This window comes from Amycolatopsis sp. NPDC039088 (assembly GCF_055598845.1).
In genome coordinates this window covers 201511-217308 of record NZ_JBVKAE010000011.1, presented here as the reverse complement: position 1 = coordinate 217308, position 15798 = coordinate 201511, and the positions used below count along the sequence as shown (strand labels likewise).

At 68.6% G+C, this 15798-nt stretch carries 10 protein-coding genes; 6 read left to right on the top strand and 4 right to left on the bottom strand.

The features are described from left to right. Window positions 1-145: 145 nt before the first annotated feature. The 3 genes from gltB (at window position 146) to ACZ7KI_RS17020 (ending at window position 7706) form a co-directional block, all read left to right on the top strand. Window positions 146-4714, top strand: a complete 4569-nt coding sequence (gltB, locus tag ACZ7KI_RS17030; RefSeq protein WP_470274056.1) for a glutamate synthase large subunit — start codon at window positions 146-148, stop codon at window positions 4712-4714. After that, window positions 4707-6215, top strand: a complete 1509-nt coding sequence (locus tag ACZ7KI_RS17025; RefSeq protein ID WP_470274055.1) for a glutamate synthase subunit beta — start codon at window positions 4707-4709, stop codon at window positions 6213-6215. The genes gltB and ACZ7KI_RS17025 overlap by 8 nt, the downstream gene beginning before the upstream one ends. Before the next feature lie 93 nt (window positions 6216-6308). Continuing rightward, on the top strand, window positions 6309-7706 hold the full coding sequence (locus tag ACZ7KI_RS17020; protein WP_470274054.1) for an alpha/beta hydrolase: 1398 nt from the start codon (window positions 6309-6311) through the stop codon (window positions 7704-7706). On the opposite strand, the gene ACZ7KI_RS17015 is transcribed toward ACZ7KI_RS17020, so the two are convergent. After that, entirely contained in the window at window positions 7707-8111 is a 405-nt protein-coding gene (locus ACZ7KI_RS17015; protein ID WP_470274053.1) for a hypothetical protein, read from the bottom strand. Between the two features lie 1079 nt (window positions 8112-9190). On the opposite strand from ACZ7KI_RS17015, the gene ACZ7KI_RS17010 reads away from it, so the two are divergent. Continuing rightward, window positions 9191-10132 carry a trypsin-like serine peptidase gene (locus ACZ7KI_RS17010; protein ID WP_470274052.1) on the top strand — a complete coding sequence of 314 codons (942 nt, stop codon included), beginning with the start codon at window positions 9191-9193 and terminating at the stop codon, window positions 10130-10132. 80 nt (window positions 10133-10212) lie between these two features. Next, the gene (locus ACZ7KI_RS17005; RefSeq protein WP_470274051.1) at window positions 10213-11604 is read left to right on the top strand and encodes a class II 3-deoxy-7-phosphoheptulonate synthase; all 1392 of its coding nucleotides are present in this window, start codon (window positions 10213-10215) and stop codon (window positions 11602-11604) included. Window positions 11605-11676: 72 nt separating this feature from the next. Here ACZ7KI_RS17005 and ACZ7KI_RS17000 read toward each other — a convergent pair whose 3' ends face one another. Further along, complete coding sequence (locus tag ACZ7KI_RS17000; protein ID WP_470274050.1) at window positions 11677-12993, bottom strand: wax ester/triacylglycerol synthase family O-acyltransferase; 1317 nt, start codon at window positions 12991-12993, stop codon at window positions 11677-11679. Window positions 12994-13216: 223 nt separating this feature from the next. Here ACZ7KI_RS17000 and ACZ7KI_RS16995 point away from each other — a divergent pair, with 223 nt between their 5' ends. After that, complete coding sequence (locus tag ACZ7KI_RS16995; RefSeq protein WP_470274049.1) at window positions 13217-13726, top strand: DinB family protein; 510 nt, start codon at window positions 13217-13219, stop codon at window positions 13724-13726. Here ACZ7KI_RS16995 and ACZ7KI_RS16990 read toward each other — a convergent pair. Next, window positions 13713-14498 (bottom strand): DUF1295 domain-containing protein, encoded by a 786-nt coding sequence (locus tag ACZ7KI_RS16990; protein WP_470274048.1) that lies wholly within the window; start codon window positions 14496-14498, stop codon window positions 13713-13715. The genes ACZ7KI_RS16995 and ACZ7KI_RS16990 overlap by 14 nt on opposite strands. Then, window positions 14498-15769 (bottom strand): class I SAM-dependent methyltransferase, encoded by a 1272-nt coding sequence (locus ACZ7KI_RS16985; protein WP_470274047.1) that lies wholly within the window; start codon window positions 15767-15769, stop codon window positions 14498-14500. Before ACZ7KI_RS16985 ends, ACZ7KI_RS16990 begins: the two co-directional genes overlap by 1 nt. Window positions 15770-15798 lie beyond the last annotated feature (29 nt).

Here is a 15798-nt window from a genome sequence, read left to right as displayed (position 1 = left end):
GCTAGGTTTCCGGCCCGCTGAATTGGTGCCGACGTGTTTCCTAGGTGTTAAAGTCGCGTCAACGAACGGGCCATCGTCGTCCCGTGCGCATTCCCCCGGCCGGCCTGTCCGGTCGCTGAGCACAGACGACGAAGGAGGTCCCTTCATGATCTTCTCCGCCATTCCCGGCAAACAAGGTCTCTACGACCCCGAAACCGAACAGGATTCCTGCGGTGTGGCCATGGTGGCCGACGTCCGCGGGCGCCGCTCGCACGGCATCGTCACCGACGGCCTGTCCGCGCTGACGAACCTCGACCACCGGGGCGCCGCGGGCGCGGAACCGACCAGTGGTGACGGCGCGGGCATCCTGTTGCAGCTGCCTGACGAGCTGCTGCGTGCGGAAACGGGCTTCACCCTGCCCGAGGCGGACGCCGACGGTCACCAGACCTACGCGACCGGGATCGGTTTCCTGCCCTCGGATCTCGAGGAGCGCGGCAAGGCCGTCGCCCTGATCGAGCGGATCGCCACCGAAGAGGGCCTCGACGTCCTCGGCTGGCGTGAGGTCCCGGTCGACGCCGACCGCGCCGACATCGGCCCGACGGCGCGTTCGGTGATGCCGCATTTCGCGATGCTGTTCGTCGCGGCCCACGAGACCGGCGGACGGCGTCCGAGCGGGCTCGAACTGGACCGGCTGGCCTTCTGCCTGCGCAAGCGCGTCGAGAACGAAAGCGTGACCGCGGGCTGCGGCACCTACTTCCCGTCGCTGTCCTCGCGCACGATCGTCTACAAGGGAATGCTGACCCCCGCGCAGCTCCCGCTCTTCTTCACCGATCTGACCGACACCCGGCTCACCAGCGCCATCGCGCTCGTGCACTCCCGGTTCTCCACCAACACCTTCCCGTCGTGGCCGCTGGCGCACCCGTTCCGGTTCGTCGCGCACAACGGCGAGATCAACACCATCCGCGGCAACCGCAACCGCATGCGCGCCCGTGAGGCGCTGCTCGAATCGGACCTCATCCCCGGCGACCTCACCCGGTTGTACCCGATCTGCTCGGCCGACGCGTCGGACTCCGCCTCCTTCGACGAGGTGCTGGAGCTGCTGCACCTCGGCGGGCGGTCGCTGCCGCACGCGGTGCTGATGATGATCCCCGAGGCGTGGGAGAACCACACCGGGATGAACGCACAGCGTCGTGCGTTCTACCGGTTCCACGCCAGCCTGATGGAGCCGTGGGACGGCCCCGCCTGTGTCACCTTCACCGACGGCACGCTCGTCGGCGCGGTGCTCGACCGCAACGGCCTGCGCCCGGCTCGCTGGTGGCGCACCGCCGACGACCGCGTCGTGCTGGCCAGTGAGGCGGGCGTCCTCGACGTCGCCCCCGAGGACGTCGTGGCCAAGGGCCGCCTCAAGCCCGGCCGCATGTTCCTGGTGGACACCGAGGCGGGCCGGATCGTCGACGACGAAGAGGTCAAGTCGGAGCTGGCCAAGGAACTCCCGTACGAGGGCTGGCTGCACGCCGGTCTCCTGCAGATCGCCGACCTCCCGGACCGCGATCACATCGTGCAGAGCCACGATTCGGTGCTGCGGCGCCAGCTTTCCTTCGGCTACACCGAAGAAGAGCTGAAGATCCTGCTCGCGCCGATGGCGGTCAAGGCGGCCGAGCCGATCGGTTCGATGGGTTCCGATACCCCGCCCGCGGTGCTGTCACAGCGTTCCCGGCTGCTCTACGACTACTTCAAGCAGAACTTCGCGCAGGTCACCAATCCGCCGCTGGACGCGATCCGCGAAGAGCTCGTCACCTCGATGAGCCGGATCATGGGCCCCGAGCGGAACCTGCTCGCTCCCGGACCGGCGTCCTGTCGTCACGTGCAGCTGCCGTATCCGGTGATCGACAACGACGAACTCGCCAAGCTGATCCACATCAACGACGACGGCGACCTGCCCGGCTTCGCCTGCAGTGTCCTTTCCGGACTGTACGAAGTGGACGGTGGGGCCGACGCGCTGGCGTCGGCGATCGAGCGGGTCCGGCGCGAGGCCTCCGAGGCGATCGCCGCGGGCGCGCGCACGCTCGTGCTGTCCGACCGCGACTCCGACCACCGCATGGCGCCGATCCCGTCGCTGCTGCTGGTCTCCTCGGTGCACCACCATCTGGTGCGCACCAAGGAAAGGCTCCGCGTCGCGCTGGTCGTCGAGACCGGGGACGCCCGCGAGGTCCACCACATCGCGCTGCTGCTCGGCTACGGTGCCGCGGCGGTGAACCCGTACCTGGCCTTCGAGACCATCGAAGACATGATCTCGACCGGTGCCATCACCGGGATCGAGCCGGCCAAGGCGATCCGCAACTACGTCAAGGCGCTCGTGAAGGGCGTTCTGAAGATCATGTCCAAGATGGGCATCTCGACCGTCGGCGCCTACACCGCGGCCCAGGTCTTCGAATCCTTCGGTCTCGCACAGGACCTGCTCGACGAGTACTTCACCGGCACGTCGTCGAAGCTCGGCGGTGTCGGCCTGAGCGTGCTCGCCGAAGAGGTCGCCGTACGCCATCGCCGCGCGTACCCGGACAACCCGACCGACCGGGTCCACCGTGGACTCGAGACCGGCGGCGAGTACGCGTACCGCCGTGAGGGCGAACTGCACCTGTTCACCCCGGAGACCGTCTTCCTGTTGCAGCACGCGACGAAGACCGGCCGGGAAGAGGTGTACAAGAAGTACTCCGACGAGGTGCACCGCCTCTACCGCGAGGGCGGCGCGCTGCGCGGGCTGTTCTCCTTCCGCGCGGGTACCCGCGAACCCGTCCCGCTGGACGAGGTCGAGCCCGTCGAGGCGATCTTCAAGCGCTTCAACACCGGCGCGATGTCCTACGGCTCGATTTCGGCCGAGGCACACGAAACCCTCGCCATCGCGATGAACCGCATCGGCGGCCGCTCCAACACCGGTGAGGGCGGGGAGGACCCCGAGCGCCTCTACGACCCGGAGCGGCGCAGCGCGATCAAACAGGTCGCGAGCGGCCGGTTCGGCGTCACCAGTGAGTACCTGGTCAACGCCGACGACATCCAGATCAAGATGGCTCAGGGTGCGAAGCCGGGCGAGGGCGGGCAGCTGCCGCCGAACAAGGTCTACCCGTGGATCGCCCGCACGCGGCATTCGACGCCGGGCGTCGGGCTGATCTCGCCGCCGCCGCACCACGACATCTATTCGATCGAGGATCTCGCCCAGCTGATCCACGACCTCAAGAACGCCAACGAGAACGCCCGCATCCACGTGAAGCTGGTGTCCTCGCTCGGCGTCGGCACGGTCGCGGCCGGCGTGTCCAAGGCACACGCCGACGTCGTGCTGATCTCCGGCCACGACGGCGGCACCGGCGCCTCCCCGATGAACTCGCTGAAGCACGCGGGCACGCCGTGGGAGATCGGCCTCGCCGAGACGCAGCAGACGTTGCTGCTCAACGGTTTGCGTGACCGGATCACCGTGCAGGTCGACGGCGCGATGAAGACCGGCCGCGACGTCGTCATCGCCGCGCTGCTCGGCGCGGAGGAATACGGCTTCGCGACGGCGCCGCTGATCGTCGAAGGCTGCGTCATGATGCGCGTCTGCCACCTCGACACCTGCCCGGTCGGCGTCGCGACGCAGAGCCCGGAGTTGCGCAAGCGGTACACCGGGCAGGCCGACCACGTCGTCAACTACTTCCGGTTCGTCGCCGAAGAGGTCCGGGAAACGTTGGCGGCACTCGGTTTCCGCACCCTCGACGAGGCGATCGGGCACGCCGAGGTGCTCGACACCGACGAGGCGATCGAGCACTGGAAGGCCTCCGGGCTCGACCTCGCGCCGATCTTCGAGATGCCGTCCGAGACCCCGTACGGCGGCGCGAAGCGGCGCACGCGGACGCAGGACCACGGCCTGGACCACGCACTCGACCGGACCCTGATCCAGCTCGCCGAGGCGGCGCTGGAGGACGCGCATCCGGTACGGCTGGAGCTGCCGGTGCGGAACGTGAACCGGACCGTCGGCACGCTGCTCGGTTCCGAGATCACCCGCCGCTACGGCGGCGAGGGCCTGCCCGAAGACACGATCCATGTGCTGCTGACCGGTTCCGCCGGGCAGTCGCTCGGCGCGTTCCTGCCGCGCGGCATCACGCTCGACATGGTCGGCGACGCGAACGACTACGTCGGCAAGGGTCTTTCGGGCGGCCGGATCATCGTGCGCCCGCATCCGGACGCGAAGTTCGCCGCCGAGCGGCAGACCATCGCCGGGAACACGCTCTCCTACGGGGCCACCAGCGGGGAGATGTTCCTGCGCGGCCAGGTCGGCGAACGGTTCTGCGTACGCAACTCCGGTGCGGTGGTCGTCGCCGAGGGCGTCGGTGACCACGCCTTCGAGTACATGACCGGCGGACAGGCCGTCGTGCTCGGCCCGACCGGGCGCAACCTCGCGGCCGGCATGTCCGGCGGCGAGGCCTACGTGCTCGACCTCGACCGCGGCCGGGTCAACGAGGAGATGGTGAACCTCCTGACCCCGACGTCCGAGGACCTCGCCTGGCTCAAGAAGACCGTGCAGAAGCACTACGACCTCACACGTTCGGCCGTGGCCGCGTCGCTGCTCGGCGACTGGCCGCGTCGCTCGGCGGCGTTCACCAAGGTGATGCCCCGCGACTACCAGCGTGTCCTTGACGCGGCGAAGGCGGCGCGTGCCGCGGGCCGCGACGTCGACGAAGCGATCATGGAGGCCGCTCGTGGCTGATCCGACGGGTTTCCTGAAATACGAACGCGAAGAGCCGAAGAAGAAGTCCAAAGAGGAACGTCTCGCCACCTGGGGCGAGGTGTACGCCGACGTGGAAGCGGGCGAGCGCAACGAAAACGTGCGCAAGCAGGCTTCGCGGTGCATGGACTGCGGCATCCCGTTCTGTCACTCCAGTGGTTCCGGCTGCCCGCTGGGCAACCTGATCCCGGAGTGGAACGACCTGGTGCGCCGTGGCGACTGGGCCGCGGCGAGCGACCGGCTCCACGCGACCAACAACTTCCCCGAGTTCACCGGGAAGCTGTGTCCCGCGCCGTGCGAGGCGGGCTGTGTCCTGTCGGTTTCGCCGCTGTCCGGCGGCCCGGTGGCGATCAAACGCGTCGAGCAGACGATCGCCGACCAGTCGTGGGAAGCGGGCTACGTGCAGCCGCAGATCTCGGAGGTCTCCTCGGGCCAGCGGGTCGCGGTCGTCGGTTCCGGTCCGGCCGGGCTCGCCGCGGCGCAGCAGCTGACCCGCGCCGGGCACGAGGTGACCGTCTACGAACGGGACGACCGGCTCGGCGGCCTGCTGCGGTACGGCATCCCCGAGTTCAAGATGGAGAAGAAGGTCCTCGACCGGCGGCTCGCGCAACTCCGCAAGGAGGGCACGAAGTTCGTCACCGGCTGCGAGGTCGGCGTCGACCTGACCGTCGAGGAACTCCGGGCGGGTTACGACGCCGTCGTGCTCGCGGTGGGCGCGCTGCGCGGCCGCGACGACACCACGACGCCGGGGCGCGAGCTGTCCGGGATCCATTTGGCGATGGAGCATCTCGTCCCGGCCAACAAGTACGTCGAAGGCGACGGCCCGTCGGCGGTCGACGCGGCAGGCAAGCACGTCGTGATCATCGGCGGTGGCGACACCGGGGCCGACTCGTACGGCACCGCCACCCGGCAGGGCGCGCTTTCGGTGACCCAGCTGGACCAGTACCCGACACCACCGTCCACAAGGGACGACGAGCGTTCGCCGTGGCCGACCTGGCCGTACATCCTGCGCACCTATCCGGCGCACGAGGAAGCGGGCGAGCGCAAGTTCGCCGTCGCGGTCACCCGGTTCCTCGGTGACGACGACGGCAACGTGCGCGCGGTCGAGCTCCGGCAGGTCCGCGTGGTCAAGGACCCCGAGACCGGCAAGCGCATGGTGACCCCGGTCAACGACGAGGTCGAGGAACTGCCTGCCGACCTGGTGCTGCTCGCGATCGGCTTCGAGGGTGTCGAGCACATGCCGCTGCTGGACGGGCTCGGGTTGTCGCTGACGAAGCGCGGCACGCTCTCGTGCGGTGCGGACTGGCAGACCTCCTCGCCCGGCGTGTTCGTCTGCGGGGACGCGCATCGCGGTGCTTCGCTGGTGGTGTGGGCGATCGCGGAGGGCCGGTCGGTGGCGAGCGCCGTCGACGCGTACCTCACCGGCGCGTCCGACCTCCCGGCCCCGGTGCACCCGACGGCGCTACCGCTCGCGGTGGTCTGACGAACGGCGGTCCCGGCTCCCACCCAAGGTGGAGGGCCGGGACCAGCCTCGGGTACGACGCGGTAGGGCCGTCGCGCACGCGACGATCCCGGCATGAAGAAAGCACTGGCCCTACTGGCCTTCCTCCCGCTCATGGCCGCGGTCCCGGTGACCGCGGAAGCGGCTCCGGCACTGCATTGGACGTCTCCGTGCCCGGATTACGGGATGAGGCCGTCGCCCACCGCCGGGCTCGAATGCGCGAAGCTCGAGGTGCCACTGGACTACGCCGACCCCGGCGGGCGGAGCATCGAACTCACCCTTTCCCGTAAGGCGAGCACCTCGCCGAAGCGGCGTGGCGTGCTGCTGATGAATCCCGGCGGCCCCGGGAGCCCCGGTCTGGCGATGCCCGCGCAACTCGCGCAACGGCAGGGACACAGCGGCCTGCTCGACAGCTACGACGTCATCGGGTTCGACCCGCGCGGGACCACCTACAGCACGCCGGTGACCTGCGACCTGACCGAGGAGCAGCGCTTCATCCTCGTCGGCCCGTACGCGGACGGCCCGCGTGACATCGCCGAGAAGGCGGCGAAATCCCGCGTGGTGGCCAGGCAATGCGCCGAATCGGCGACCGCGGATCTCCTGCCGCAGATGACCACCGCCAACACCGCGCGCGACCTGGACCGGATCCGCGAGGCGCTGGGGGAGCGGAAGATCTCGTTCTACGGCGTCTCGTACGGGAGCTATCTCGGTGCCGCGTACTCGTCGATGTTCCCCGCGCGCACGGATCGGATCGTGCTGGACAGCCTTCTCGGGCCGAAGGGACTGGATGTCCAAGCGCACCAACGGTTCGCGGACGGCTTCGACGATCGCTTCCCCGATTTCGCGGCCTGGGCGGCGGCGCGTGACGACGTCTACCACCTCGGGCGCACACCCGCCCAGGTGACCGCGAAGTTCTTCGAACTGGCCGGGAAACGTGGCTCCGGGTTTCGCGGCGGGACCTGGGACGCCCTCTACGACGACGCGAATTTCCCAGCGCTGGCAAAGGATTGGGCCGGTGCCCCAGCGGCGGCCCAGAGTGGTCCGCTTGACGGCGACAACCACGCGGCACTCCAGCTCCAGGTGCTGTGCAACGACTCCGACTGGCCCGAAAGCGTGCGCTACTATCAAAAAGCGGTCGAACAGGCCCGCGTGACGCACCCGATGTTCGGCCCGGCCGCCGCGAACATCACGCCCTGCGCGTTCTGGCCGGTGGAGCGCCGCGAACCGCCAGTGCGGATCCACGACCGGGGTCCGTCGAACATCTTGCTGGTGCAGAACCTCCGTGATCCGGCGACACCGCTTGTCGGCGCCCGCGAAATGCGGTCGGCGCTGGGCGGCCGGGCGAAGTTCGTCACCGTCGACGCGGGCGGGCACGGCGTCTTCACCAAGGAGAACGCCTGCGGCAACGACGCCGTCGTCCGATACCTGCGGGACGGCGTCCTGCCGGGCGCGGACTCGCACTGCCCGGCTTGATCAGGAGAACAAGAAGAAGATCAAACCGATCCAGCCGAGGCCGCCGACCAGGATCCCAGTCAGGACTCCAGCGGCGGCTTCGGTGAAGGTGTCTTCGCCTAGCCTGACACGCGCCCAGCACAGCCAGGCCACGAGCAGGCCGCCGGCGAGCATCACCGGCCCGATGGTGAACGCCAGCACGGTGATCGCGGCGGATTCAGGCGACGTGTACGGCGAGATCCTGAAGCCGAATCCGTGCTCGGTCACCCAGCCCACGGCCAGAGTCACGAGGGCCGATCCGGCGAGCGTCAGAAGCAAAGGCCAGAGCAGGCCACTGGTATCGCCGAGGAGGACCACGATCGGTGCCAGTAGTGCCCAGGCGGCCGGAGCCACGACGTACGCGCCAATCCGGGCCAAGCCGTTCACGGATATCCCCACCCGGCATCTTAACAAGGGGTGGGCCAAGGATGTCGTGTCCGCGGGGTGGTCGTGAGTGGCGATTCGTGTTCTCTTGAGGGGTAAGGCGAACATGGCGTGCCCCGGCGCGGGACCGGGCTGACTGACGGAAGCCGGGCCGCGCCCCAGCGTCCACAAGGGACACTTTTCTGAAGAAGACTGTCCGACTTGGGCGGTTTGTGCGGTTTCGGGCGGGGGGTCGTGAGTGTTAATGAGGGTTATTTGAGAGGTAACCCAAACGTGGCGTGCCCCGGCGTGGGTCCGGACCGGCTGACGGCAGCGGGGACGGCGCCTGGTCTGTCCACAAAGGACCCTATTTGCACGGGTAAGTGTCCAACTTGGGTGGTATGCGTGGTTTCGCGAGCGGGTCGTGAGTGCGAAGTAGGGTTCTATTGAGGGGTAAGGCAAAGGTGGCGTGGTGGGTGGTAAGTCCGTGAAGGCCTCCTTGAGGGACTCTGGGTCCCTCAAGGAGGCCTTCACGGACTTCAAGACGGGACGTTGATGTCACAGCCGTCCCACTGTCGCCAGGGATCACGCCTGACGGTAGTGAAGGGCTCCTTCACTACCGTCAGCGTAGGCAAGGAAGCCTTCACCACCAGGGAAACGCGTAGGCAGCAGCGACCACAGCCCGCGACACGACACGTTTGACTTACCCCTCAATAACCCTATTTGCCACTCACGACCCCCACGCGGAACCGTGCATAGTGTCATCAATCGGACACCGAGTCCCCGAAAGGTGTCCCTTGTGGACAGTCGTGCGACGCGCCCCGCCTCAGCGGGGAGCTCCTCGCCTGCCGCCAGACAGCGAGCCGATCACGCCAGGTTTGCCTTACCTCTCAATAACCCGAATCGTCACTCACGACGTTTCCGAACACGGCGGCCGAGAATTCATGTTCTCGGCCGCCGCGTTCGTTTTGGTGAGCCGAATGGCTCATCCGCGAGGACGGATGCGGCCGAACGGCCGCTTGTACGCACGGTAGCGGGGCAAATACGTTCAGAAAGTCGTGCAGGTCATACGGCAATTCACCGGTGGCGAAAGGTGGTATGCCATGAAGAGGACGGCTTCCCGGACGGGGATCCTGGCGGCGCTCGTGGGGTTGGCGGTGACAGCGCTGACCGCGGTCGCGAGCCCGGCACAGGCCGCGCCGGTCCAGCACCGGAGCGCGGATACCGCGGCCGAGGCGCGGGCGGTGGCGGCCTATTGGACGCCCGAGCGAATGCGGTCGGCGGTCCCGATCGAACAGCTGGTCAAGGCTCCGGACCTTTCGCTCAAGGACGTCGCGAAGGGGGAGAGCACGATCATCCAGAGCATCCCCAACGGCGGCGGCGCGTGGACCGGGGCGGGCAAGGTCGTGCAGACGGCGGGCCGCGTGTTCTTCACCATGGGCGGGCGGAACGCGTCGTGTTCCGGTGACGCAGTCACCAGCGCGAACGGCAGCGTCGTCATCACGGCCGGGCACTGTGTGAAGTACCAGGGCGCGTGGCACACCAACTGGACCTTCGTCCCCGGCTACAACAACGGCAACGCGCCCTACGGCACCTGGACCGCGAAGAGCACGCTGACCACTCCGCAGTGGGAAGCGAGCGAGGACATGAACTACGACGTCGGCGCGGCCGTGGTCAACCCGCTCAACGGGCAGAAGCTGACCGACGTCGTCGGCGCCCAGGGCATCGCGTTCAACCAGGCGCGCAACCAGTCGATGTACACCTTCGGGTACCCGGCGGCGGCGCCGTACGACGGCACGAAGCTGGTCTACTGCAGCGGGAGCACGTTCACCGACTTCCTGCTGACCAAGGACCACGGCATGAACTGCAACATGACCGGTGGTTCGAGCGGCGGTCCGTGGTTCCTCAACTTCAGTGAGGCGACCGGGGCGGGTGTCCAGGCGTCGGTGAACAGTTTCGGCTACACCTTCCTGCCGGGATACATGTTCGGTCCGTACTTCGGCACGGACGCGCAGAACCTCTACAACAAGGCGCAGGCCGCCTGAGCACGTGGAGCCGCCCGTCCACCTTTTGGGACTTTTGTCCCGGTGGGCGGGCGGCTTCCGGTGCGGCATATCCTGGGCCGGTGAACTGGACAGTGGACGTTCCCGTCGACACGCTCCCCGAACTGCCTCCTCTGCCGCCCGAGCTGCGCACGCGGCTCGACGACGCGCTTTCCCGGCCCGCGGCGCAGCAGCCCGAATGGCCGGACCCCGAGCTGACGAAACGTGTACGCGGTGTGCTGGAGAGCGTGCCGCCGATCACCGTCCCCGCCGAGATCGACCGGCTCTCCGACCGGCTGGCCATGGTCGCCCGCGGTGAGGCGTTCCTGCTGCAGGGCGGTGACTGCGCGGAGACGTTCGAGTCGAACACCGAACCGCATATCCGCGCCAACCTGCGCACCCTGCTGCAGATGGCCGTCGTCCTCACCTACGGCGCGAGCCTGCCGGTGGTGAAGGTCGGCCGGATCGCCGGGCAGTACGCGAAGCCTCGTTCGGCCTCCACCGACGCGCTCGGCCTGCCGGTGTACCGCGGCGACATCATCAACTCGCTCGTCGCCAAGCCCGAACTCCGCGTGCCGGATCCCGGCCGGATGATCCGGGCCTACGCCAACGCGGGCGCCGCGATGAACCTCGTCCGCGCGCTCACCGGCGCCGGTATGGCGGATCTGCACCAGGTGCACGACTGGAACAAGGACTTCGTGAAGTCCTCGCCCGCCAGCGAGCGCTACGAAGCGCTGGCCGCGGAGATCGACCGCGGCCTGCGGTTCATGTCGGCCTGCGGCGTCACCGACACCTCGCTGCAGTCGACCGAGATCTTCGCCAGCCACGAGGCGCTGCTGCTGGACTACGAGCGCTCCATGCTGCGGATGGACCGCGCCGACGCGACGAACCCCAAGCTGTACAACCTGTCCTCGCACTTCCTGTGGGTGGGCGAGCGGACCCGGCAGCTCGACGGTGCGCACATCGCCTTCGCCGAACTCCTCGCCAACCCGATCGGCCTCAAGATCGGCCCGACGACCACGCCCGAGCAGGCCGTGGAGTACGTCCGGCGGCTCGACCCGCGCAACGAACCGGGCAGGCTGACGCTGATCGCCCGGATGGGTAACGGCAAGGTGCGTGAGGTGCTGCCCGCGATCGTCGAGAAGGTCGAGGCGTCCGGGCACAAGGTCATCTGGCAGTGCGACCCGATGCACGGCAACACCCACGAGTCGTCGACCGGGTACAAGACCCGCCACTTCGACCGCATCGTGGACGAGGTCCAGGGCTTCTTCGAGGTGCACCGCAAACTCGGCACCTACCCCGGCGGCATTCACGTCGAACTGACCGGCGAGGACGTCACCGAATGCCTCGGCGGCGCGCAGGACATCTCCGACCTGGACCTGTCGGGCCGGTACGAGACCGCTTGCGACCCCCGTCTGAACACGCAGCAGTCACTGGAACTGGCCTTCCTGGTCGCGGAGATGCTCCGCGGCTGACCGGTCCCGTACGTGCCATGAAAGGTCCTTTCCTTGCAAAATTTGCAAGGAAAGGACCTTTCATGGCACGCGCTAGGCAGTGTCGAGCAACCTCGCGGCCGACTTGAGGACCCCGTCCCGCAACGATCCCACGTCGGAGACCGCGGCCCCGTTCGCCTGCAATCCGATGTGGACGGAGTCGCGATAGGTCGCCACCGCGATCCCGATCGCCTGCCGCGGCGCCAGCGGCACGAACGGGTACACCCCTTCGAGCCGCGTCCCGTCGAGGGAAAGCCGGTTGGGCGGCACCGGCACCGTGGTCACCACGAGGTCGAACAGCATCGGCGCGGCGAGCCCGGCGGCCTTGCTGCCGAGGCGGTGCAGCATCGGTGGCACCCGGTCCGCGAGCAGCGGGAACGCCCCGGCGCCCCGGGCCGGGCCCGCGGCCTTGTTCCGGCTCATCTCGCGCTGGACGGCCAGCAGCCGTGCCACCGGGTCGTCGAGGCCCACCGGCAGGTCACAGAGGTATCCGGACAGTTTGTTGCCGCCCAGTTGCTCGGCGGACCGGCCGCGCACGCTGACCGGGATGAGCGCCCGCAGGGTCCGGTCGTCGGCGCGCTGGCCGCGGTTGATCATCCATTCGCGCAGTGCGCCGGAGAGGACGGCCAGCACGACGTCGTTGGCGGTACCGCCGTGGGATCGGCGGATCCGCCGGATGTCGCCGGTGTCGAGCCGGACCAGGCCGAGCCGTCGCTCGGTCGACGGTGGCGCGCTGATCGGGGACAGCGGGGAGCGGGTCGCGCGGACGACCGACGAGGCGATCCCGGCGGACTCCCCGGCCTGGGCCAGGGTGGAGCCGAGGGCTTCCTTGACCGCGTCCACAGGGGAGCGAGGCGCGGGCGGTTCGGCGCCGCTGTGCGCGCGCCTGACAGGGCGGGGGAGGGCGTCCAGCAGGCCCGCGGCGACGGCGTACGCGCCGGCTCCGTCGGTGAGCGCGTGGTGCAGTTTCAGCAGCAACGCGAACTCACCGTCCGGCAGGCCGGTGACGAGATGCAAGTCCCACAAGGGTTTTCCGGTGTCGAGCGGTTGTCCCATCCAGCGCGACGCGTAGGCGGACAGCGGGTCCGGTTCGTACAGGGAGCTGAGGTGGTGATGTGAAATATGTTCACTGGCAACGAAATCCGGGTCCTCGGCCCAGACGGCGGCGCCGGGCGGGAACAGTGCGGTGCGGGGGCGTTGGCGCAGCTTCGGGATACGCGCGGCCCGCTCGGCGAGCAACGCGGTCAGCTTACGCGCGTGCACCTGCCCGTGCGGGCGGAAGGTGACCACCGCTCCCATGTGCATGGGCGTCGTTTCGCTTTCCAGACAAAGGAAAGCGACATCGAGTGCGCTCAGCTGACGGCCAGCCATCAGTTACCTTTCCGTGGGTGCTCCGGCTATGGACACAACTGCACCAGCCTGACATGACGGGCGGGTGGTCGTCATGTTTCGCGGGCGCTAACTACCGCCGGTTTCACTCGAACGATGGGATCGCGTTCGGACATGGACCACGGCCTTGCGGCAGATGGTGGACAGTGCGTCCCGGGGTAACTCGTTAGCGGATCATCGGAGGAAACCGGCAGACTGCACCACCATGACCGACGAACCGAAGCGTCCCGAACCGCCGCTCACCGGGGACGAGCGCACCCAGCTGAACGGCTTCCTCGACTTCCTTCGCGCCACCGTGGTGTGGAAATGCTCCGGACTCACCGACGAGCAGGCCCGGCGGCCGCTCGTGCCCAGTGAACTCACCACCATCGCGGGTCTGCTCGGGCATCTGACCCTGGTCGAGCAGTACTGGTTCACCGTGGTGCTCGACGGACAGGAGGACGTCTGGAAGGAGGCGCTCGAAGTCGATCCCGACGCCGAGTTCCGCGTCGCCATGCAGACCCCGATCGAGCAGTTGATCGCCGCCTACGAGGCCGAGTGCGAGCGAAGCCGCAAGGTCGTCGCCCGGATGGGGCTCGACGACAAGGTCCCGTTCCGCGGCGACCGCGAGGTCAACCTGCGGTTCGTGGTCACGCACATGATCGAGGAGACCGGCAGGCACGCCGGCCACCTCGACCTGCTTCGCGAACTGACCGACGGACTCACCGGGGAGTGATGCGGCGCGGGGGGAGCGGGAAGAACCCGCTGGTCCGCTCGACGTAGGTCGCGTATCCCGGCCGGGAGCGCCGCAATCCCTTCTCCAGCAAAGGTTTTCCGGTGCCCTTGGCCAGCGTGTACGTCATCGCGAGCGGCGACAGCACGGTGGCCGCCCCCACCCAGCTCGAACACGCCAGCAGGTAGAGGCCCCACCACACGCACGCGTCCCCGAAGTAATTGGGATGCCGGGTGTAGCGCCACAGCCCGCTGTCGAGCACCTTCCCCCGGTTGGCCGGGTCGGCCTTGAACCGGCGCAACTGCTCATCGCCGACGGTCTCGAACCCGAAGCCGATCAGCCACACCGCGACGCCGAGCCACGCCGTCACCCCGAACCCGTCGCCGTACATCGCGAACTGGACCGGCAGCGAGACGAACCAGAGCACCACCGCCTGGACCAGGTACACGCGGACGAACAGCTTCAGCGCCGGGTTCGGCCCCGCCCGCTCGGCCATGCGCACGTAGCGCGGGTCTTCGGGCAGCTTGTGATTGCGCAGGTGGAGGTGCACGCCTAGGCGGACACCCCAGATAGCCGTCAGTGCCGCCGTGACCACGCGCAGGGCCACCGGCCCGTCCCCGAGCGGGGCCGCGACCAGCGCGACGAGCGCGAAGCCCGGCCCCCAGAAGGTGTCGACCGTGTCGTACCGTCCGCGCCTCCGGGCGATGCCGAAGGTGACGACGAAGGCCAGGAGAGTCACCCCCGCCGTGACCGCGAGGGTTCCCCCGAGGGACATCAGGCCCACTCCCGAGTGGCGGGGAGCGCGCTCAAGCCGTGTTCGGACGGCCGGACCGCCAGGATCTGGTCCACGCCCATGCGGTTCTCCTCGAACGCGAGCGCGCCGCCCACCAGGTAGAGCCGCCAGACCCGCGCGCCCGCTTCACCGATCAGCGTCACGACGTCGTCCCAGTTGTTCTCCAGGGTCTTCTCCCACGCTCGGACCGTACGTACATAGTGCTCGCGCAGCGCGTGGACGTCGCGGATCTCGAACCCGGCGGTCTCCAGATGAGCGAGCGTGCGGCTCAGCGGCCGCATCGTCATGTCGGGCGCGATGTAGCGCTCGATGAACGCGCCGCCGCCGGGAGCGACCGCGCCGCGGGACATCTGCTGCAGGACCAGCCGTCCGGTGGGCCGGAGCATCCGGAACAGCGTCCGCGTGTACTCCGGGTAGTTCTGCTCGCCGACGTGCTCACCCATCTCGATGGAAGCGACGGCGTCGAACGGCTCGTCGGTCAGTTCCCGATAGTCCTGGCGGCGGACCTCGACGCGTTCTTCCAGGTCGTGCTGGGCGAGCCGGCCGCGGATGTGCTGCCGCTGTTCCGCCGAAAGCGTGATGCCGACGGCTCGCACCCCGTGATGTTTCGCCGCGTGCACCAGCAGCGAGCCCCAGCCGCAGCCGACGTCGAGCAGCCGCATCCCCGGGCGGAGGCCGAGTTTGCGGCAGATGAGTTCGAGCTTGTCCCATTGGGCCTGTTCGAGGTCGTAACCGTGTTCGTCGGAGGTCCAGTACCCGGACGAGTAAGCCATCGATTCGTCGAGCAACAGCTGGTAGAAGGCGTTGCCGAGGTCGTAGTGATGCGCGATCGCGGATTTGTCCCGGCGCAGGCTGTGCAGTGCCCCGGACAGGCGGGCCTCTTCGGCGGGCGGTTCGGGCGGCGGGCCGACGACGCCGAGGCGGACCGCGATCCGCAGCGCTTCGGCCCATTCGCGAGGGCCGAGTTCGGCGCCGCGGACGGCACCCGATCGGGTCAACGCCCAGATCCGGCGGAATCCGTCGGCGAGGTCGCCTTCGACATCGAGATCACCGGAGACGTAGGCCCTGGCGAGGCCCAATTCGCCGGGGGCGTACAGGAGACGGCGCAAGGCGCGCCGGTTGCGGAGCACCACGGTCGGCGCATCGGGGGGACCGGCGCGGACGCCGTCCCAGGTGCGGAGACCGACCGGAAGGGAGCCACCGAGGAGCCGCTCGACGAACGGGACCAGGCGGGACGCGGGACTGTTCGGCATAGTCGTCATTCGGCCCCCGACCGGAAAAG

Excerpts from the sequence above, each read along its gene's own strand:
- ACZ7KI_RS16985 (WP_470274047.1), bottom strand. The coding sequence starts at position 15,769 with ATGCCGAACAGTCCCGCGTCCCGCCTGGTCCCGTTCGTCGAGCGGCTC.
- ACZ7KI_RS17000 (WP_470274050.1), bottom strand. The coding sequence starts at position 12,993 with ATGGCTGGCCGTCAGCTGAGCGCACTCGATGTCGCTTTCCTTTGTCTG.
- ACZ7KI_RS17020 (WP_470274054.1), top strand. The coding sequence starts at position 6,309 with ATGAAGAAAGCACTGGCCCTACTGGCCTTCCTCCCGCTCATGGCCGCG.
- ACZ7KI_RS16990 (WP_470274048.1), bottom strand. The coding sequence starts at position 14,498 with ATGTCCCTCGGGGGAACCCTCGCGGTCACGGCGGGGGTGACTCTCCTG.
- ACZ7KI_RS17010 (WP_470274052.1), top strand. The coding sequence starts at position 9,191 with ATGAAGAGGACGGCTTCCCGGACGGGGATCCTGGCGGCGCTCGTGGGG.
- gltB (WP_470274056.1), top strand. The coding sequence starts at position 146 with ATGATCTTCTCCGCCATTCCCGGCAAACAAGGTCTCTACGACCCCGAA.
- ACZ7KI_RS16995 (WP_470274049.1), top strand. The coding sequence starts at position 13,217 with ATGACCGACGAACCGAAGCGTCCCGAACCGCCGCTCACCGGGGACGAG.